Source organism: Halalkalirubrum salinum (genome assembly GCF_005543295.1).
Classification (GTDB): domain Archaea; phylum Halobacteriota; class Halobacteria; order Halobacteriales; family Haloferacaceae; genus Halalkalirubrum; species Halalkalirubrum salinum.
Window position 1 is genome coordinate 1 of the sequence record NZ_SRSG01000007.1, and the last position, 19,884, is coordinate 19,884.

The following is a 19,884-nucleotide window of genomic DNA, read 5'->3' on the forward strand; positions in this document are numbered from 1 at the left end:
TCGCTATAGTTCGGTCAAGTTCTTCTACAGCCAGTACCCCTCAGTAAAATTTCACAAATAGGGTCTCCAGATTCACACTTCGCTTGGAAGTACGCCACTTCAGAAGCTTGCAAGTACCTTGGCGATGGGAACAGCAGATCAAATCGTTGTTGTAACAAGTTCATCGTTTGCTAAGACTGCGAAAGATTATGCCCGCGACTTTGGCTCTGAGATATTATTGGTTGATGGATCAGATCTAATTCATCGGCTCACGGATGCTGAAGTTCCGCCACCATTATAAATTTTCTAGGCTCTTACCGAATTGAGTAAAACAACACCCTGAAAATTACGGCATCCCGCCGTACGCTAGTCGCTATGTACGAACAGTCAGCCTTCGGCGAGATGCTACGAAATATTGTTGATCTTGGGTCAATAGTGTTGCGCCTAAGGCCGCTCCATTTCATCATCGAGCGGCGCTGTAAACAAGCGTGGGAGCAGGCTCTTTGTCCGAAGTGTGGCGAAACCACCATCCTGCCCGAGGACCGCAGTCCCCCGGATCTGGTTTCCAACTGCCGGTATGTCTTCACCTACACGCGCAACACTCCCTTCGAAGGGCGAACTCTCTCATCTGCGTCACTAAGAGCTACCTCCCGTAATACAACAGCCAAAATATCATTAGAATGTGCCTCAATATCTAAATTATGGTTGACAGAACAACTGAAACGCGTGTTACGACCGAAACGGTCGACAGGTACGTCTGTCCCAACTGCGAACAAAAATATGACGAGAAGGAAATGGTATCTATCGGACTAGGAATTTCAAGAGAAACAAAACAATCTGTCAGGTTACCAGTTAATAAAAATGTAACTAGGTGTTCAGAAATATCAGCAATATGTGAGAACTGTTCAGAGAATATTTTTGATTATAACGGCGAAAATGGGGATCTATTACATAAAAATGCTTCCGAGTTTGAATTACCTTCTAAGACTTTGATGGAGTCTCTACTTGATCATGAAAAGCTACCATTCTTCTTCTGGGTGATCATAGTACCACTCTTAATATTAATAATAATTTTGTTGACTTTTTCTCCCGGGATATGACACCGTATCATCAACTGTAGGAATATAGTCAACTAGATACAAAATTCGAGCAATTCAGCTGTCAGGCTTAATCGAACACAAATGGCGATATTCAAGCTCAGAGATGACCAAATCGTGGTAAAGGTCGAAGATACTTTGTCCCAAAATATTCGCGTCACTAAGCAAGCTTCAACGACTGGCTGTTTCCTTCTGTGATAGCTGAAAGATAGGATTTCAAGGAGCCGATTCAATTTGTTCTAATGGGACTCCCAACCGCCTTCAAACTCAACGCCAAGACTACACATTTCGGCAAACCGCTGTACGTGACGCTTTTTTGAATCTTGATTTAGACTTGTATAGAGGTAGTATCCGGAGTTCAATTCACGATACGTTCTCATCTCCCGATCACCGCCGGGATGGACAGGCTGGTCGTTGAGAATCGCATTCTTTTGACCGGGGACATAGGGTAGTGGCCCAACCTCAGAGATCAAATTGTAGTTCACAATCATGTACTCTGTCGCTTCCGCCATCACATTGCTTTGATTGTCATCCGCAAAGTTAGCAATAATAGTATCTCCGTCTGTTATTTTGATACTGTACTCACCGGTTATATCGTCACTACTCCTAATTTCTGGCGTGGGTACGTCATTTGCTTCACTCGGCGATGTTGTAGTGCCAATTGCTCTTCGCTGTTCCTCAAGAACGGAAATTAGCTCGTCAACAAACTCTGTGGCTTGCGCTTCAGTATCCAATGGGACGGACGCACCAATTTCATCCAACAGTACTTTGTTGAGTTCATTCGCCACCTGTTGCTTATTTTCTCGAAGATGGAGGATCGCTTCGCCTGCCTGTGCGATCTGAGTAGCGATCTCATCAGACTTACCGGACTGAATCGAATTTTTAGAGAGAATTTCCACCAACTCGGGACGCTCTTTCAGGTCATCCAACTGAAACTGAATGAGCGAGATCTCTTCTTGTCTGCCGTCAGTTCCCTTAGTTAACACCTCAAACGATTTGCCATTGGTCACGACACCCCAATCAACTTCCAACTTCTGACGCATATAGCTCCGAAGTTGTGCGACACTATCCTCATCGAGCCCTGAACGGGCGGGCTTGGCTTCAATAAAAACAACTGGCGTATCTCCTATCAGTAGAGCGAAATCTACCTTTGTCTTACCAGTCGCCATCCGAACCGTATATTCTGGCTCAACTTCTGTTGAGCGAGTATCCCATCCAAGAAGCTCAATAAAGGGCAAGATGAGACGTAACTTCGTCTTCTCTTCATCCATTTGCGGTGACGCTTCTAAGATAGATTCAGCTTCCTCAACAAACCCTCTCACCGCCTGTTCCATGATTGATTATAGAATGTTCAGTCTACTGTTATAAAGGTATCCGGCTCATCGTGCAAAATCGGATCAGATTCGGTCTTCTGTGGCTATTGTGTGAAAATACAGGCAACTCAGGCAGGTCTGTACCTGTGTCAAAGAGCAATGCCGGGTAAAAAACCCGACGAACTGACAAAGTATGGAACGTGGGAGTAGCCGGACGGACCAACGGCAGACGAGACGCAACAGCGTTGTGTTTCGTACTATCGACTAAGCGTTTAGCGTTCGTTGGCTTTGTTGAAATATTTATCAGATGATATTTATGACCTGGCTCCGGCCAATACATGAGTATCACATACCGATTTCGACTACTAACTTCTACGCAACATGTCCGTAGCGGCGTACAAGATGTGATTATAAGTTCAGCAACAGTCGATCGCTCATTTCAACGTATTATATTTACTCTTTCGACAAGCAATCAGAGAAATCCCAGTGTGCTAATAGAGTGAGATGGGTCATGAGGTTTTATATATTCTCCAAAAGTTGAGTATAATCGGCTATATGACTTCCTTTCAGCATACAGTATGAGGTTCTACGATAACCCCTATAAATACGCATATTGAGTATGAGTTTAGCGTCTGACTGTTATCCGACCTCCTCGATAACTTCAGATTCTTTTAAACTTTCTTTCTCGTAATAAAGTCGATCATCAGTTGTTGTGAGCACACGATAGTACCTGTGATGCCGATTGTTGTGACTAGCTCCACTGACTTTGATGATATCTCCACTTTCCAAGCCAGATACGTCCATATGATACGTTTCATCTATCCTCTGTTTTTTAAGCCATTCTCCATCTACGCTATATTTATCATGGGTGTCAGTAACATGCAGGATCCATGGCCTGACAGCCTTTAGATTTGGATGTGCAGAAAGTTCACTCCATTTAACCCATCGACGGTTCACAAGAGGGAGGCTCTCAGCATCCTCAAGATCAGTCTTGCTGTCACGTTGTTCAAGTTCTTCAGCAATCTTAGTTTGGAGTTGCTTGAGTTCCTCCATTCCAAGTTGCTGAATTTTGTTTTTGAACTGATTAAACTTGATTTGGTCTCCATCGTTGGTGCTATTAGTAGACATCTCTACAAACCAAAGTATGAGATATTTAGTTTAAAAGGTTAGCCCTACTAAATAATATTGAGGGAGTGGAGCTCCAATACTTTCTAAAAAATTCAAGCAACAGCACGTCGATCAGACTAATAGCAGGACTGTATTGCGATCGTAGAAAATGATTTTTCAAAAGATCATTTGTAAAAATATTATTTCATTGGTTAGGTGATTGGAATTAATTACAGAAAGAAACGTTCGATATGGAAGATTGAAAATTATATTTGCTTCTTTACGGTGAGAGCAGATGGATCGTTCAGCGATACGACCCATTCCTCTGCGTCACTTTTCCATTCCGCTCTTGCCACAGGATCGCGGATATCGGATAAAAATCCGGGCAACCAGCGCACTCCGGATTTGCGATCCAATCCGTGAATGGACCATATCCTCCTCGTATTTTTGTTCGCTGTTGGGGATATCGATGATCTCATCTGGTAAGTTGAGCTCGTCGATGAGCCAATCCTCAAGAGCGTCGAGAGCAACCAGAGGATCCCCAGCATATCCGTGACATCCGAGCACCCAGTCGTTTTCCGCTCGGAGAAACGAATAATCGCGCACGTTGTCCGGACCGCCTTTGGGAATTGTGATACCATGTGTTTCTGTTGATACCATTGCAAATAGTGGGGCCCTGTTGAAGCCCTAAAGAATTGATAGGGTCGGCGTGCGAGATACAGAGCGTGAATTCAGCAAGTTCGAGTCGTCTCTATCCAAAATGAATTGGTTGAAACACCGTTAATTGCGTGAGCCATGCTGGTCAATTTTGACCCATTCTCACCCTACGATCTTGCAGGGAATATTGTTTGTGGAGAGCGATTTGGTGATTTCACCAGGCGACCGTGGTCTACAAGAGGGGTGCGAGTCTAGTCCAGCGAGGAATTCTATCGGCCCAACTCAATGTATGGGCCGTCACCAACAATCTGCTTCACAAGAGTATATCATAATACATCTTATGATTGTAGCAAGTTCTATAAATATCGTTGAGCAATTCTCATGTATGTCAATAAGTGACGCAGCCCTCAATTCCCGAGTAACTAATGCTCTATCTGTAGGTCTAACCAGTGGGGGTTTGCTTCTGGTAATAATCGGTGTGATACTCACTTTACAAAATATGCGGAATGGGAATTCTGCAGCGACTAGTCACTATTCTTCATTTGTAACTGCTTCTGCGACAATAGTATTGGTAGGTGTGACATTATCGTATGCTTCAATTAGCAATCGGATTGCTAACGAGCATCAGAAAGACCGGCAACAGCGGAAGAATCAACGAGAAGAGGCAGCGAAGGGTCTGAGAAGGGCATTACGAAACGAGATCATGTCGGACAGTAACTACGACGACGCTATGGATTGGTCGTTGCAGGAGCTCATTACCGTAGAATCGTGGAGAAACGACAGACTGTACCTACAGAATGCTACACGGATGCATTTATTGACGGAAACTGAGATAGATAAGATTATTGGTTTTTATACAGCACAAAAATCGGTCGATAATATATGTAGCTCATACGAGACCTCAGATGATCTTCCTGAGAATTATGGTCGACTACATGAGAGAATCAGAAACAAACTCAAGGAGCTAGATACCGCACAAAAAAAGGCTAAATCTGAAATTGAACAGCATCTGGTTGATTAAAATCAAATGATTTCTTGACGCTCCTATAGAGAGCACTGTTGGTGGAGAGCGGTTCGGTAACTTTGCTGTGATTTAACCAAGCGACCGTGATCTCCAAGGTGGGTGCGAGGCTGGTCCAGCGAGGAGTTCTATCAGCCGAATACACGGGTCGTCACTAACAATTAGCTTCACAAGAGCATTTTTGACTACTCTGATGCGAGATATGCGGTGTGTATTCAGCAAGGCTGTTGAAACTTATCATCGATTGAGGGTTTCAACAAGGCTTTAAAAATCGAAAAAGAACCTGAACAGCTCATCGTACAGGAGACAGACGGTCGCGGCTGATTTTTTCATATACAAATGAAATGAGATGAGCGGGAGCTCAGGAATTCGCTCTGTTGATTAGCGGGATGTGGCACCCCCTGCGTATTGGAGTAATTTGTAATGGTGATCACTGATCGTTTCGTAGGTGGCTATCTCGTTAGCCTCTGCGAGCGTCCGGCCGAGGAACCGTAGTGTGGCATCATCTACTTTGGTCGTGTCGCGGAACTCGAATGGGAGATATGTGGCATACTCATATCGATCGAGTTGGTCAACGATCGGCGAGATCGTGTCACGTACCGCTCCGAGCGTGATGTCGAGTGTGTCTGTAGTTGCCCAGTGTGCGAATGATGACGTGGTTGGGAAGCAGTCGAGCGCCAGGCGTTCGAATGATCTGCTGAAATACCGCGAGTATTCCTCGATTGAGGACGCAAGTTGGTACTCACCGATGAGTGCGCCGACGATGATCTGTGGAAGGATATCTTCCTGACACCAAGTGTAGACTGTGTCCGTTGACGTGTTGGCTAATATGCTCGATAGCGCGTTTCGAGTAGTCGCACTGGGGCATCAGCCGGTTGCCGTTCATCAAGAGGACGACATCATTCTGAGCGATGCCCTCTTGTACACGGGTTTCGATCTCGCCAGGGTCAGAGACGGACTCTGGCTGGAACGTCATAGAGAGTAGTACACGGCGCTGCGGCAAATGGATTCCGCAAAGTCTGATGTGGTTCCGGTGGCCTACTTGTAGAAGAACCACCAAGCTGCGGTTCTTGAGTAGTCCCATCTCCGAGAGCCGCCGCCCCCGCCTCCCGAGTTCTGATTGGCGGTGTCGGAATCGCCGAACAACAGTGCAAGGATCAGGAGTACGAACACTATCTGTAGGCCGTGGATGATGGTCGCGTACTGCGGGAAGAAGATCTTAGCAAGATCTCCTGCGAAGTACAGCGATATCGGGAGTGAGATAAGCCACCCTGCGACCCCTATTATCGCAGGAATCATCATTAGCGGCGACAGGAGGGGGATATCCATATCGATTATAATCATTGAGATGATGAAGCCCCCGAAAACCAAAATGTACAGTATCTGGAAATCAGTCCAGAGGCCACCGGGGTCCGGACCCATCATCTTAGGAATCTGCAATATGACGAGTGGGCCAATCGTGACTGACAGACCGACAATTATGAAGACCCCAAAGCTGATGAGATCTAGACAAGTGCGCAGGAGTGATCTGTCTTCTACTTCTTCGTCCTGATCGGTAGATTCTAGAGACTCTTCTGTCATATCATCCGTATTTTCCGCCGGCTTCTGGGCGTTCGTGTACATGCCCTGACTCTCGAGATAGTCACGATATTCTTCTTCATCCATCTGTGTATATCATATATTAGATACTATATAAAACTGCTGACAGGATGGCCGCGGGAGGGGTAGTGCTGGTTACTCTTCGTCGGGGTCCGCATCACCGACGCCGTGGGTCAAGAGCATCCCCATTGCCTCTGAGGTCCGGCGCTCGATCATACGCCACCTCTGAGAGTGTAAGATGCCACGCCGCTCGACCGGGGGCGAGCAACCGGCGCGGGTGGCGTGGCGTTCATGCTGGCATGAGAATAAGGATCGTCCGTCTTGAAACCTCCCGTCTCTCAGAAGAGTTGTGTAACGACCGTGGCCGGTCTGTTCCTCTCGTTAGTGCTCTGTGCTAACGCTACGTTCGGAAAGACTCACCGCAGCCACACTCGGAGACGACGTTGGGGTTATCAACGTTGGACCCAACGGCCTGAAGACCGTTTTCGTAGTTGAGTGTGCTGCCGCCGATATAGTCTTATCTCGCTAGATCGATGAAGGTGCGCAGGCCGTGATGTTCGGTGAGGGAATCGTCTTCCTCGGGGTTGTGATTCTGCTGGCGACCACATGCAATGAAGAGGCCTGTATCGGCGACCCATGCTACCTACTTGTGCAACGGATCGAACGGCTCGCTCATCTCCCTCGCACTCACTCCTCGACGATTGGTGGCTGCTCACGAGCGTTCCGGATTTCGTCGAAGTACGGATCGACTGTCCTCATATCAACGACGACATCTCGCAAGGCCTGCAACACAGCAATTGTGAACGAGTATTGGAGATCAAGCTCACGGGCTGCGACCCGTTCTGACATCTCACCCTCTGCGTACGGGAGCGCATACGCGATCGCTGCGGCGAGCTTTCCGAGTCCATACCGCTCGATCAGGAGGTCAAGGTCCTGATCTCGGGGTGATCGACCGTATGTTTCGATGAGCGTTGGAGTAATCGTGTACTTGTCTCCGTCGAGATTCGCGGTGAGCGTGATTGGAACTGCCGAGTACGTGTGGGTCTTTTGTTCTTCGTCTCGAATCAGTACCCCGAGTTCAACGAGCGTACCCGCATCAGAGTACGCCGTGGTTCGCGGCATCTCCAATTCTGCAACGATATTGTCGATGGTAACTTCGCCCTCGCGGAGAACGAACGTGTAGAGTCGCGCCAGCCGTGGCTCCTCTAACAACTGTGCGACCGACAGCAGGCCATTAACCGCTCGCTCGGGATCGCCAGCAGCCTTCGACATGTAATTTATAATTCGTGTATTATGTAATAACGCTTGGGGAGATGGACACGCGATAAGATGCGAGTAATGTAGCCCATTGGTACCAGAATCGTACTCGATGCGATGTCTCTACAGCTTGGCGTCAGTTGGGATATAGTGATACTGGTCAAGAAGCGGCTACTTCCTACATAGCGTGCCTGCCGTGGAACTTTGCGTACAACTATTCGTCTTCGTCATTGCCTGCTTCGACTGTGCGAATGATGTCACGCAATTGGCCCAGTGAGAGTGGATCAATGTGCTGTCGTTCATTGGTCGCCGTATAGAAGATACTGGCAGTGACCTCCTTCTCGGGAAAACAGTCCGTGAGGACGTGGTAGTACACACTGAGCTGTTTGCAGTATTCTTTTTCCGCGCGTCGTGTCTGATCGGTTTTGTAGTCAATGATTTCAACGCGAGTTGGAGTCTCGTGGACAAGATCGACGATCCCAGAGACAGTCACTTGCTCGCCATCCACCGCAAGCGGGAGCACTGCTCGTTCTTCGACGTGTAGATCGCCGGGGAGGGAGTCAATGAACGCTTTGACGTGTTGTTCGTCGTCAGCATCGCTAGTCGTTGGAGAGACATCTTCCCCGAGTGCGTAGGCCTCGGCGAAGTCGTGGACCCGTGATCCGAACTCTTGACCCCGGAACTCTACTGACTCCATGTGGATCTCCTCTGTTGCAAACACATCACTATCCATCAGCGTGTGTGGCGTATGGCCGATCGGACCATCTGATGGCACGATAGAGAACGGGAGTTGCGCCTGCGTTGTCGTTGGCTGGTCAGCGGCGTCAATCGTGGTGTCCGTGGGACGAGGTGTGAATGGCAGTTCCTCAAAGAACGTGTTTGGCTCCTCGCCGCCCGCAAAAATAACGTGATTTTCAGCACGAGTGATAGCGACGTAGAGCAGTCGTCGTTCTTCATCGTAGTCACGAGACAGACAATGACGGCTAATGTCGTGCCGCCAGTTGTCGTAGACGTGGGGATGATCTGCAACCGAGGCGTACGTTTTTCGCTGGCGGATGCCGAGCGGTTCGGTGAATTGAATAACGCCCGATCGACCTCCACGTGGAGGGAATTTCCCGGCATTCATGTTAGCGAGCACAACGATCGGGTATTCAAGCCCTTTTGCAGAGTGAATCGTCTGAACTGTGACCGAATTCACACCAGCACTGGTATATATGTCGTGCGTACTTCCCTGTTCGATCCCGCGTTCGATATACCGAATCAAGTCCCCGAGCGTCTGTGTTGACCCATTGTGGACGGACTGTATCGTGTGGAGGATGACATCCGCGTGTTCGCCGGTGTATCCGTATCGATCGAAAACTGCCCGGGCGACAGCACCAACGGATTCTCGCTCACGGAGGTCGTCCCTGAACGCGATCATATTGTCGGGATACGCACCAGTGTCGAGGATGTGATCAACCTCATCAAGTGTGTATCCTGCGTGTTCGAGTACGACTGCCCAGCCACGGTCTGCATCAGCCGTAAGAATCCGCAGCCACGCGAGCAGAATCTTTGCCTGGTTCGTTCTGAAGAGTTCAATCCCGCCATCGTACGCCATCGGGAAATCATACTTCTCTGCCACCGACAGCAGTTCTCGGCCGAAGTCGCGGGTTCGGGTCAGAACTGCAATATCTCCATATTCTGGCGGCCGTGGCTCGCCGTCATCGCCTTCCACAGCGTATGCTTCGGCCCCAACAATATCTTGGATGGTAGAGAGGACCGCCTCATGTTGATCGGCATGGGCTATCCCCTCGATATGCGTATTGTCAAACGCAGCATTGGCGGACAACGAGTCAATCTCTTCGAGTACCGATCGATCGACATCATCGTGTTTGCTGCCCGGCGTTACGAGTGCTTCTTCGGAAAAGTCAAGCAGCGTTTGTGTCGAACGGTAGTTTTCGGTGAGAGGAATTCTGGTACTGTCGTCGATGTCAAAGGAGATTCGAGTCCGATCGGCGTTGAGCTCAGCGGTAAACCGCTTGATTCGATTGTCGAATTCACGGATATTCTCGACAGCAGCGTACTGAAACGAATAGATACTTTGTTTCCAATCCCCGACAACGCAGATATTGTCTGTTTCGGCGAACAAGAGCGCGAGTTTGAATTGGATCTCACTCGTGTCTTGGAACTCATCGATCATCACGTACTCGAAACTAACGCGGTCTCTGAGCGAGTCGTCTTCACATAAGAGGACAAATGCGAAGAGCTGCAAGAAGCCGAACGTGAGGTAGTTCCGGCTGAGTGCGAAGTCAAGATATTCGAAGTAGATGTCGTGAATAAACGCTTTGAGATCCTCTCGATCTTCTTCGAAAACACGCCTAGCGACGCTGTCGGGAACCTGTTTTGTCCTGCTACCTCTGATCTCAGATTTAGCTGGGGCATCAGGAAGATACGTCTTGTTTCGTCCGAATCGACTGAGTTTACCCCGGAGTTTTGACTGCTTGCTCCCGCCGTTTCGTGGCTGATTACTGTCCTCGAAGAGCCGCTTGAACGCGTCAAAATCACCGTCAAGCGCGTCCTCGCCATTTCGATACCATCCGGTCGATGTGGGAAAGATTCCTTTTGAGGCAAGTTCTGAGACGATATTGAGCAGGTTGCGTGGAGAAGACAACACACGGAAGAAATCAGCATACTCAGGGTGATCGTCACAGAATCCATCAATGAACTCCGCAAAGAGTTCATTCTCGAGGAGATCGTCCTCAACGACACGTGTTGAGTCGGTGATGCGTTCAGAAAGCCCGAGATGTGTCGGGGCGTGATGCCCGTGTTCACGTAATAGATCGAAGCAGTGAGAATGGAACGTCTGTATCGAGCCTTCAGTTAATTCGCGGAGGGAGTACGTCGAGTGCTCAACAATGCGTTCTTTCATTTCGGTCGCAGCGCTCCGGGTGAACGTCACTAACAGAACGTCTTCTGGCTCCACGCCTGGTTGATCAACAATGCGTGCGTAGCGACGAGTGACAGCGAACGTTTTCCCGGTGCCTGCACCCGCATCAACAACGTATATGCCGTCAGTACTGTGGATGAGCTGCCGCTGCTGTGAATTCGGTGTCGGTTCAGTCATTGCTCACCTCCGTAAGAATGAGATCACGGTTATCCACTCGCCGGTAATTTGGCTCGCCCCCCAGCCCGTCAACCGGGAATCGACCGTTGCCGCGACGGTACTCATTGAGCTCTGTAATCCTGTCGGCGACGAATGCTTCGATTGCGTCTAAATCGGATTTGAAAAACGAATCCTTCCGAATACCGTTGAGCGCCCGAATCGCTTGGTCACAGCCTTTTTCAGCATTAACACTGGCAGACGTGTGTTTCTTTACTGCGCTCGTAAACGATGTCGCAAAGTCTGATTCGCGGAGTTCGGATTTGACTGTGCTGTCGGGGAATGAACGTTCACTCAGGATATCGTGGTATGCCTCGAATCCTAGGTCCTCGAACGTTTCGACGCAGTCGTTGTACCCGCCAAGCAGCGTCTTGTAGGCGGTGCGTGAACGAATATGCTCGTCGAACGACCACGGATAGTACGTCACTGTTGTGAGCGTATCGTCTAGGTTGGCGTCGCCGGCGATGACATCATCAAGCGTTTCAAGAAAGTGGAAGAACGTAAACTGCAGACGCTCGTCAGGCTGAACGGTCCGGAAATGGCAGAGGTACATTGCCGCCTGATAGTTTGGTGTGTCGTGTGGCGGGTCAATGGCTGATTGTTTGATCACATCGCGTTTGGACTTCTTGCGACTGCTTTTGAAATCTAGTAGCTGATTCGGGCTGTTGATCAGGTCGATCTTGCCTTTCATCCCGAGCGCGGTATCCTCAAACCACCGCTCAGTGAGCGGCGAGTCTACCGGCGTATCGAAATAGTCTGCGAAGTAATTGTTACCCCACCCAGTGGCCGGCGTGAGAAAGTCATCGGCTGCCGGACCATGAGCATCCAAGTATTCGATAATCGTCTCAAGCCCAATGCGGTACGTACGGCGGCGTAGCGGCTCGTCCGTATCGGACGTGAGCGACCGTGCCTCCGTGAGCATGACCTCGATAATCTCGTTCAGGACAGCTGCATCAACGGCATCCGGGTGATTTACATAAAATTCTGCGAAGTCGTGAAACAGGTTGCCCTCTACAAAGTAATCTTGGTCCGGATTATCGACTAATCGACTGAAAAAGTAGTCCCGGGGACAATTGACGTACTTGTTGAGGCTTGATTGGCTAATTGCCTCTACCGACTCCGGAGCAACATCGATCGGCTCTTTCTCAAACCCGGTTGAGTCTGTGTCGTACGATCGTCGGTGTCTGACGGCATTCAAGTCACTAAATCGCTCATAATCCGTATCGAGTAACTCGTTAAAATACAGACACGGCGTGACTGGCTGTCCGCCTTGCGTGTCCTGCACGAGATAGTATTGCTCAACACCGCTTTGCAGAAGCAGCTGAAACTGGTTGAGATATCGCTGAAACTGTGCGTCAGTATCTACCCATGGTCGCTGTGGCGCACTGTGTGTCCACGCTTCATCAATCCCAAGATGGAACACAACAGGCCGATCGACATATCCTGACGATTTTGCATCAGCCAAGAGGACACCCTCATTCTCCCGATCCACTGGGACCTCGTAGGTTTGGAAATAATACGTGAGCTCATTGATTTTGTGTTGGCGAACGCGGCTGTGTAACAGCCCTAACCGAGATAGCTCTTCTCGGAATGCGTCTAACGGTTCCCCTGTCTCAGATGCATATTCGGTGAGTGCCGCTGAAAATGTCACATCAGACAATGACGTGCAAAACTCAGTCACCCACGTCGTCGCCGGGAGATCAACCTCAAACAGTCGCTTGTTGTCGTGATCGATCGGGACATCCACACCCATCTGCGTCAGCGTTGGCTTCACATCTCCGACGGTCGTTTCCGAGCCGCGGAACGCAGTCCGGCAGAGATTAAGGAACGCACGATGGTGTGGGTTGTCAATGAATCCTGGTCCACCATAATACGGGATGTCGGCGGCTTCCAACCCAGCTTCGATAAGCGAGGAGTACCGGCTGTTGGCATCCAATACAATAGCAACGTTCTCTGCAGTGTCGGGCGTGACGGTGTCGAGAATCGCACTCACAATATCTGCTGATGAGTCGAAAATATTGAACGAGGGGTACGCGAACGACTCAGCGGTGAATAACTCAATTTGATCGTATTCGTCAGGGAGGACGCTCTGCTCTAATGTCGTCAACTGCTCTCCGCCGACAACTGCGACAGACTCCGTATCGATGGTACACTCAGTGAGTGATTGTGATGTCGATCGGAGATCTGCCATGATGTCAACGACATCTCGGGTTACCTCATCAACATACGCATCATACTCAAGAATTGACTCAATGGTCCCTTGATGCTCCCAGCACTGTAGGATATTCCCGATGGCGTAACTCACTGACTTCCAATCGTGGTCAGTTTGCTGCACAACTTCTAAAAACGCGGTTCGGTCCTCTGCTTGTTCTCGACGGCCTGCCGCAAATCGACGAGGAGTTGTCGCAAATGTGCCGAACTGTGGCACATCCACTCGACGATTGATTGCGCTTGCCAATGGTGCGTCTGGGGTGAGGACTAACTCATACTCTGAGACTTCTTCATAGAGTTGTTGAACTGGTTTAGCGCGCTGAATAGGCACGCTTCTACAGTGCGCAACCACCTCGTTAAATCTTGGTTTTGTTTGTCATGATCTCAGCTGCTATTTTATTCGTCGATAATTTGTTCGTCACTGATAGACAGAGAGGTGAGTTTTGCAACCAAGTGTAGGTCATGGAGATTAATATCGAAAGCAACCATCTCATTCCATTCCACTGACGTGGAGGGAAAGAGATTCACAGTGATATGATCGTCAGTCGGGAACGTATCTTGCGCTTGGACTTGATTTCTGACGTATGAGTGGGAACCGATGATTCTCTCAATACCCTCCTCAAAGTGGCTGATATTTTCAACGGACTATTGCGTACTACTCGCCGTTTGGCGAGTGCACAGTCGTTGTTGCGTACAAGATATTTGCAACGATTGATTACCGTGTGTCGAAATTACAGTGTCGATGAGGCTGTTATTCAAGAATCAAGTTGTTTTGGATATCTGATAATATCTTCCGCTGTTGTACGAACCACTCAACAACTTGTTCGTGGTCAGATGGTTCAATTGTCTCATTAATTGCGACAGTTGCAACTCCATTCCAATTTGATACAACATTCCAATTCTTAAACGACTCATCTAACATCTCTTCGTTCATGTCTACAAATTCTCGTATCTGCCCTTTTCGTTGGCTGTCAGTTCGTATATTAAGTGTGATGTTGCCTATATTATCGCCACTGTCTGCCTCTTTTGTGACATGCTGTCGCACACTGTAGTAGATATCAAAATCACCGATAGGATCTGGCTCAGTTTCATAACATCCGCTTTCTCTTGGGGATCGTTTGTTTCGTTCGAGTTCAGCTATGTCCTGATTAGCAAGTTCATCTGAGAGATGATCAAAAATAATTACTCGATCCATTCTAAGACCACTGGGAAAGGTAGCACTTCGATATTCTTCCCAGTCGCTTGGAGAAACAGCTTGCGTGAACCCCATTGTTACAGACTCATCATTGGAATGACTAATCGATGGGGAAAGTGCAAAAATAAACATTTGGTCATCATTTTCACCTATTCTAGATAGCTGTCTCTGAGTTATTGATGAAAATCTGTCAGCTATGTAAACTAAGACTGTTGCATCTTGTTCAATCGCATACTTGTGACCACGAGAAATGTGATCGTCATCAAGCTCACCAATCTTCGATTCAACTACGATTTGATCTGATCTACTTCCATAAGGTTCTGCTAAAATATCGATCCGTCCACAATCCGTTTCTGCTTCACGCTCTGCTTTACGAAACTGTACTCCAAGTTCGTACTCAAGCGCCTCACTGTGTTTAACAAGGGAGTCATTGAACTCATCTTCACTTCCAAATGCAGACACAATATCTGCTGTATCACGCTTGGCACGTATTTTTTTAGTCATACCGCTAGTTCAGTGGCAAGAATAATAAATATGTTAATTCATATATATGAGCTAAACTGGGTAAATTATGAGTGCCTGAAAGAACATGGGCTACCCAGATTTAGGTGGGATAAGACATAATAGTGTTATTGAGATCACATGGCCGGATATCCAAACATAGACGAAATGGATGAATTATGGCCTGAAGAAGGCTATGCAGTGATCATCGAAGATGAGTGGAAACCACCCGACAGTGACGATTTTATAAATATTCTAAGCGAGTTCTCCCATCCAAATTTCGAACTCCCGGTATCAACTGAAGGCTACTCATACTGGGTACATGATGCTGACGGGAATAGGTACACCCGATCCGAATGGGAAGCACATAAAGAACATCTTGACTGATTGTCTGTGGACGATTTGACGGCACACGTGGAATCTGAGAAGTGCTTCAGTGTCTGTGGGAGTCAGTAAGGCAGAAATAAACACCTTGGATACATCACCCATCGTAGTGCGCTATAGGGATGATATCGTTGATGGAGAGCGACTTGATGAAATCTCAGTCACAGTCTTTGAGGCAGAGAAATCTCCGAATTCTTCCCTCGCATGGATCCTTTCAGTCAAAGACGACGCAGGACAAGAGTTTGAGGTTAAGATCTGGCACACACACGACGTGGACATGTGGTGGCGTGAGGGCCAACGATATCTTCTGAGAGATGGACGTGGTACGAGACGCAGCGCCAGCGACATACTCCTCCACAGTACAGCAGATTTCACCGTCCATCGTCCGGAGGGCGTCGTTGACCTACTTGCGATAGGTGATAGCCACATTGGCAGGGAAAACCGCCCAAAAGACAGCGGTGACCCGTTTCATACCACTCGCCAATTCGTCGCGGCAATGGGATACGCAGTCCGCTACGATGTCGATGCAGTGATCTACGCGGGTGATCTGTTCGACGAAGGTCCGAGTGTAGAGGAAATTGCTATCGCTGAGATCGGTCTCGATATTTTAGGCAAGAATGGCATTCCGTTCTATTTTGTTTACGGGAATCACGGTGTTGATACTGCAAAAGAGTTCTATGACGGGATCGAGAGCACGGACATCTCATATATCGGTCCCAAAGGGGTCTCTTTCAAGGGGAGTGTTGAAGTGTTTGGTGTTGACAATGGATCGAAGGAGGACATCAGTTCTGTTGTCTCTGACTTCGTCTCCTCTCCTGAGATAGACCGTCAGATCCTCGTGACACATAATGAGATCAAACCACCTCGTAAAACCGGTGTGATCACCGTAGAAACGCTCTATGCACTTTCGCAGATACAGTTTGATTACATTCTGTCTGGTCATCTCCATGACGCAGAATCGGGCACCTACTGTGAGACTGAAATACAATATCTCGGATCAACCGCCGATATCAGCGCGAATAAAAACGCCACAGATCAGTCTGCCTGGCTGATACATATCACGAGCGACGATATCAACAGTAGCCGGCTGAAAGTGAGCTGAGTTCCTTCGTTGTCTGTAACGCGGTATTATTTTCATCGGCATTCCGTTCATTTGCAGATTGACTGTTAATCAATGGCGGGGCCAAGAGAGGATTTTCAAACAACTCGCCAATAAAAACGCTCCCTCGAAAACTCTCGATCGAACTGTCGAGTACTACCTACGAGTGTGCGGCGAGACAACTGCGACCCTCCACAGGCAAAGCACTCAGACCGATCCCGTGATATCGGTTGTTGCTAACGCTTGGTCGAGTCGCGTGAGTTCGTCACAATACTCGATTGCCTCAAGCCATCGGTCAGGCAGAGCGTCACTCCCGAACCGCGCACCCGCAAGCGCGCCTGTCACCGCACCAACAGTGTCCGTATCTCCACCGCGGTTGACTGCTGTAATGATAGCGTCTTCAGCTGTCTCAGCCGTTATGGCGTCGTATAGCGCCGTCTGTATGGTATGGACTGCATATCCCGTGGTTTTCAACTGTTTGTCATCGATCGTATCAGGAACCTTCTGCAAGGCAGTAATCAGCTCGTCTGGGGCTTCACCCCGGACACGATCGATCGCGGTCTCAAGCGGTTTGTCCACCCCGCGGAGATAGCCGGCGATCGTACAGTTGAGAATCACACACCCATACGTACATCGCGGATCGTAATGTGTGATCGCCGAGGACTGCTTGCTGACCTGAACCAGCGTGTCAAAATCAGCAGCAAAGGCAATTCCGTGCGGGGCACAGCGCATCACGCTACCATTACCTGCGTTTTGCCCTTCAGGACGGTCTCGCCAGACAGTACGGCCAGCCTCACGCCAAGAGACACCGCGATCGTACGCCCGGAGCGAGTCAGCAGTCATCAATCCGATATCGAATGGACCACTCTCATACCACGCGCGAAAGCGATCCGCGATATCCTGACCGTCAAACGCCTCTCGCTCAACCAAGCTTCGGGCGATGCAGAGCGCGAGATCTGTATCATCAGTCACTGTTCCGGCTGGTTGGCCATGCGACCCGTGTCCGAGCATCTCCGTGACTTTCCCATGCTGGGCAGCGATCCACTCGGCTGAACGAAATTCGACAGGACGACCGAGGGCGTCTCCACACGCAAGGCCGCAGAGCACCCCTGTTGCAGAGTTATGTGAAACCATCAGTTATCTCTCCACGATTGACAGACTGTATGCGTAGCTGTATGAAACCCACTCTGATGTGACAGACGCTCGAATGCTACAGGTAGGGTCATCACATTAGTGGAAATCTTTGGGCTCTGTTGAACTCCTCAATTAGTGATACTTTTCACCGAGCTTGCTGAATACACAGCGCGAGTCGGGGACGGTACTGATGGGAGTATGTCGGCGGTAGTTGGGGAGGGGTCGCCAAATTGGGGTGCCTATTCGCTGCTGTTCGGGTCGTCTATCGGCACTGTCCTCGCACGCTGTAATTCCTGATGATAGAGTAATAATTAGTGAGTAGAGATGGAAAGCAACCTGTGACACTAGAAGACTTTTCAGAGGAGCAACGACAGTCCGTCGAGACGTTCATCTCGGACTGGTTGACCCAACATCGGATTCCCGGGGCTGCAGTAGCCGTCACCGAGGAGGGCTCGGTGGTCGCGGAAGGGTTCGGCGCCCGAACGCTTGAGAACAACACGCCGGTGACCGGAGACACGCTGTTCGGTATCGGTTCCTGTACCAAGGCGTTCACCGCGACGGCCATCATGCAACTCGTCGAGCAGGGTGAGTTGGCACTCGATGATCCGGTCGACGAGTATATCCCGCATCTGATTGATGTGCCCGGTGAGCCGGTCACCGTCGAAGAGTTGCTCACGCACACCTCGGGTATGCCGAGCGACGACGTTGCACTGCCGCTTGTGGCCCGGCAATTCGGCGCCGGGGGTGAGGTGCCCTTATCAAGTGAAGCAGATTACCGCCGCCATGTTCAGGGGTCGACCGACCGTCGAGTCACCGACCGCGAGACGTTCTTTTACTACAACTCGGGCTATATCATGCTCGGGCGCATCATCGAGACAGTTTCCGGGAAAGAGTTCGCAGCGTACCTCGAAGAGGAGCTACTGAGCCCGCTCGGCTTAGAACGAGTGACGTTCGACCGAGATGTTTTCGAGGAAGACGACGATCGGATGACTCCGTACATGAAACAGGAGGGGCAGTCGGCGGAAGCGCCGTTCCCGTTCGACCCGCTCATCTATCCCGGGGGAGGACTCGTCAGCTCGGTACGCGATCTCGCTCACTTCGTGCGTGAGCTGTTAGACGGTGAAAGCGGCGATGAGGCTCTCCTGACGGCTGAGAGTCGCGCCTCAATGACCTCTCCGGTTGCGACACGTTCACGGTATCTTGATGGGAAGGAGGTCGGGTATGGATACGGACTCGCTATCGAGGAATTTCTCGGTGACGACCTGATCAGCCACGGGGGGTCAATCGGTGTGTCGAACGCATGGTTCGGATATCTAGAGGAAGCGGAACTCGGCGTCGCCATCGCTTGCACGACCACGCCCGAGACACACCCAGCCAAGGCCGGGAGGGGGGTTTTGGCGCTTCTCAAAGACGAAGACCCCGACGAAGTTCTCCCGTACTACCAACTCAAGAATGCGCTGAAGACGGCGTCGGGCGAGTATGCCGGGTACCAGAGCATCTCTCAGGCCAGCGTCGAACGCATTGGAAGCAACCTGAAACTACAGGTAGAGACAGCCGCTGGTGGGCAGGAGTTTCTACTCGTGCCTACATCCGTCGAAGAGGCACAGTTGAGTTGTACGACAGCTGACCCGATGGGCATGAAACAGGATGTTCGCTTCGAGCTACAGGGCGATGAGGTTGACCTCTTTATCAGCCGCTTTCGGTTTACCAAGTCAGCCTGAGCCGCCAGTTGTGTAGCTCGCCAGCGGCAGACAGCTCTTTTACCCAGTCACGAGGCGGTGCTGTTTGTTCGGGACTCATGCTGACTATATGCAGCACGCGCTTCCTATCAGTTGCTGAGGGTTTCAACAAGCCCAATCTTTGATATAGCAATCTCAAATCCATCGATCCGATGTGTTTGACCCGGTCGAACCCTAGTATTATGTGCGTGCGCTGTCATTCAAATGTAAGCGAATCGCATGACAATGGCGACCCCCATCACGGAGCGTGACGAAATCAACACGGCCGAAGAGGGGTTCTTTTATAAGTGTCGTACTGCCGTCTGCCAAATGTTAGTCGTCACGCAGAATGACGGGCGCGACGGGATTTGAACCCGCGACATCTTGGTCCGGAACCAAGGACTCTGTCCACTGAGCTACGCGCCCTTGCGGATGTGTACCGATCGATCGCTGTTAAGCGTTCTGAAACGCAC

15 protein-coding genes, 1 tRNA gene and 1 pseudogene are annotated in these 19,884 nt (G+C 49.7%); 6 read left to right on the top strand and 11 right to left on the bottom strand.

What is annotated here, in order from left to right; all coding sequences use genetic code 11:
- Nucleotides 1-70 precede the first annotated feature (70 nt).
- Nucleotides 71-280, top strand: coding sequence for a restriction endonuclease (locus E5K03_RS17865; protein WP_138004683.1), 210 nt, complete (start codon nucleotides 71-73; stop codon nucleotides 278-280).
- Between the two features lie 400 nt (nucleotides 281-680).
- Nucleotides 681-1,079, top strand: a complete 399-nt coding sequence (locus E5K03_RS01550) for a hypothetical protein (RefSeq protein WP_138004621.1) — start codon at nucleotides 681-683, stop codon at nucleotides 1,077-1,079.
- Nucleotides 1,080-1,315: 236 nt separating this feature from the next.
- Here the strand turns inward: E5K03_RS01550 and E5K03_RS01555 are convergent, their stop codons facing one another.
- From E5K03_RS01555 to E5K03_RS01565, 3 genes are all read right to left on the bottom strand, one after another.
- Nucleotides 1,316-2,410, bottom strand: coding sequence for a type I restriction enzyme HsdR N-terminal domain-containing protein (locus E5K03_RS01555; protein ID WP_138004622.1), 1,095 nt, complete (start codon nucleotides 2,408-2,410; stop codon nucleotides 1,316-1,318).
- A gap of 618 nt (nucleotides 2,411-3,028) precedes the next feature.
- On the bottom strand, nucleotides 3,029-3,517 hold the full coding sequence (locus E5K03_RS01560; RefSeq protein WP_138004623.1) for a hypothetical protein: 489 nt from the start codon (nucleotides 3,515-3,517) through the stop codon (nucleotides 3,029-3,031).
- A 309-nt stretch (nucleotides 3,518-3,826) separates the two neighbouring features.
- Nucleotides 3,827-4,156: a hypothetical protein gene (locus tag E5K03_RS01565; RefSeq protein WP_138004624.1), complete on the bottom strand. Its 330-nt coding sequence runs from the start codon at nucleotides 4,154-4,156 to the stop codon at nucleotides 3,827-3,829.
- Nucleotides 4,157-4,538: 382 nt separating this feature from the next.
- Here E5K03_RS01565 and E5K03_RS01570 point away from each other — a divergent pair, with 382 nt between their 5' ends.
- Nucleotides 4,539-5,174, top strand: coding sequence for a hypothetical protein (locus E5K03_RS01570; protein ID WP_138004625.1), 636 nt, complete (start codon nucleotides 4,539-4,541; stop codon nucleotides 5,172-5,174).
- A gap of 1,038 nt (nucleotides 5,175-6,212) precedes the next feature.
- Here E5K03_RS01570 and E5K03_RS01575 read toward each other — a convergent pair.
- The 6 genes and pseudogenes from E5K03_RS01575 to E5K03_RS01600 form a co-directional block, all read right to left on the bottom strand.
- The gene (locus E5K03_RS01575; protein ID WP_138004626.1) at nucleotides 6,213-6,839 is read right to left on the bottom strand and encodes a hypothetical protein; all 627 of its coding nucleotides are present in this window, start codon (nucleotides 6,837-6,839) and stop codon (nucleotides 6,213-6,215) included.
- Nucleotides 6,840-7,173: 334 nt separating this feature from the next.
- Nucleotides 7,174-7,356 (bottom strand): annotated as a pseudogene (locus tag E5K03_RS17815) (HesB/IscA family protein); the annotation flags it as partial.
- Between the two features lie 104 nt (nucleotides 7,357-7,460).
- The gene (locus E5K03_RS01585) at nucleotides 7,461-8,045 is read right to left on the bottom strand and encodes a DUF7437 domain-containing protein (protein WP_138004627.1); all 585 of its coding nucleotides are present in this window, start codon (nucleotides 8,043-8,045) and stop codon (nucleotides 7,461-7,463) included.
- 199 nt (nucleotides 8,046-8,244) lie between these two features.
- Nucleotides 8,245-11,133 (bottom strand): UvrD-helicase domain-containing protein, encoded by a 2,889-nt coding sequence (locus E5K03_RS01590; RefSeq protein ID WP_138004628.1) that lies wholly within the window; start codon nucleotides 11,131-11,133, stop codon nucleotides 8,245-8,247.
- Nucleotides 11,126-13,711 carry a PD-(D/E)XK nuclease family protein gene (locus tag E5K03_RS01595; protein ID WP_138004629.1) on the bottom strand — a complete coding sequence of 862 codons (2,586 nt, stop codon included), beginning with the start codon at nucleotides 13,709-13,711 and terminating at the stop codon, nucleotides 11,126-11,128. Before E5K03_RS01595 ends, E5K03_RS01590 begins: the two co-directional genes overlap by 8 nt.
- A 420-nt stretch (nucleotides 13,712-14,131) precedes the next feature.
- Nucleotides 14,132-15,079 (bottom strand): hypothetical protein, encoded by a 948-nt coding sequence (locus E5K03_RS01600; protein WP_138004630.1) that lies wholly within the window; start codon nucleotides 15,077-15,079, stop codon nucleotides 14,132-14,134.
- A 138-nt stretch (nucleotides 15,080-15,217) separates the two neighbouring features.
- Between E5K03_RS01600 and E5K03_RS01605 the strand changes: the two genes are divergently transcribed.
- Together E5K03_RS01605 and E5K03_RS01610 are read left to right on the top strand one after the other, a co-directional pair.
- On the top strand, nucleotides 15,218-15,463 hold the full coding sequence (locus E5K03_RS01605) for a hypothetical protein (protein WP_138004631.1): 246 nt from the start codon (nucleotides 15,218-15,220) through the stop codon (nucleotides 15,461-15,463).
- Nucleotides 15,464-15,512: 49 nt separating this feature from the next.
- Complete coding sequence (locus E5K03_RS01610; RefSeq protein ID WP_138004632.1) at nucleotides 15,513-16,562, top strand: metallophosphoesterase; 1,050 nt, start codon at nucleotides 15,513-15,515, stop codon at nucleotides 16,560-16,562.
- A gap of 204 nt (nucleotides 16,563-16,766) precedes the next feature.
- On the opposite strand, the gene E5K03_RS01615 is transcribed toward E5K03_RS01610, so the two are convergent.
- Nucleotides 16,767-17,693, bottom strand: coding sequence for an ADP-ribosylglycohydrolase family protein (locus E5K03_RS01615; RefSeq protein WP_138004633.1), 927 nt, complete (start codon nucleotides 17,691-17,693; stop codon nucleotides 16,767-16,769).
- A gap of 338 nt (nucleotides 17,694-18,031) precedes the next feature.
- Here E5K03_RS01615 and E5K03_RS01620 point away from each other — a divergent pair, with 338 nt between their 5' ends.
- The gene (locus tag E5K03_RS01620; RefSeq protein ID WP_171006571.1) at nucleotides 18,032-19,414 is read left to right on the top strand and encodes a serine hydrolase; all 1,383 of its coding nucleotides are present in this window, start codon (nucleotides 18,032-18,034) and stop codon (nucleotides 19,412-19,414) included.
- A 350-nt stretch (nucleotides 19,415-19,764) separates the two neighbouring features.
- Here the strand turns inward: E5K03_RS01620 and E5K03_RS01625 are convergent.
- Nucleotides 19,765-19,837: transfer RNA gene (locus tag E5K03_RS01625), tRNA-Arg, on the bottom strand.
- Nucleotides 19,838-19,884 lie beyond the last annotated feature (47 nt).

Excerpts from the sequence above, each read along its gene's own strand:
- E5K03_RS01615 (WP_138004633.1), bottom strand. The coding sequence starts at position 17,693 with ATGGTTTCACATAACTCTGCAACAGGGGTGCTCTGCGGCCTTGCGTGT.
- E5K03_RS01605 (WP_138004631.1), top strand. The coding sequence starts at position 15,218 with ATGGCCGGATATCCAAACATAGACGAAATGGATGAATTATGGCCTGAA.
- E5K03_RS01560 (WP_138004623.1), bottom strand. The coding sequence starts at position 3,517 with ATGTCTACTAATAGCACCAACGATGGAGACCAAATCAAGTTTAATCAG.
- E5K03_RS01555 (WP_138004622.1), bottom strand. The coding sequence starts at position 2,410 with ATGGAACAGGCGGTGAGAGGGTTTGTTGAGGAAGCTGAATCTATCTTA.
- E5K03_RS01550 (WP_138004621.1), top strand. The coding sequence starts at position 681 with ATGGTTGACAGAACAACTGAAACGCGTGTTACGACCGAAACGGTCGAC.
- E5K03_RS01575 (WP_138004626.1), bottom strand. The coding sequence starts at position 6,839 with ATGGATGAAGAAGAATATCGTGACTATCTCGAGAGTCAGGGCATGTAC.
- E5K03_RS01565 (WP_138004624.1), bottom strand. The coding sequence starts at position 4,156 with ATGGTATCAACAGAAACACATGGTATCACAATTCCCAAAGGCGGTCCG.
- E5K03_RS01590 (WP_138004628.1), bottom strand. The coding sequence starts at position 11,133 with ATGACTGAACCGACACCGAATTCACAGCAGCGGCAGCTCATCCACAGT.
- E5K03_RS01600 (WP_138004630.1), bottom strand. The coding sequence starts at position 15,079 with ATGACTAAAAAAATACGTGCCAAGCGTGATACAGCAGATATTGTGTCT.
- E5K03_RS01570 (WP_138004625.1), top strand. The coding sequence starts at position 4,539 with ATGTCAATAAGTGACGCAGCCCTCAATTCCCGAGTAACTAATGCTCTA.
- E5K03_RS01585 (WP_138004627.1), bottom strand. The coding sequence starts at position 8,045 with ATGTCGAAGGCTGCTGGCGATCCCGAGCGAGCGGTTAATGGCCTGCTG.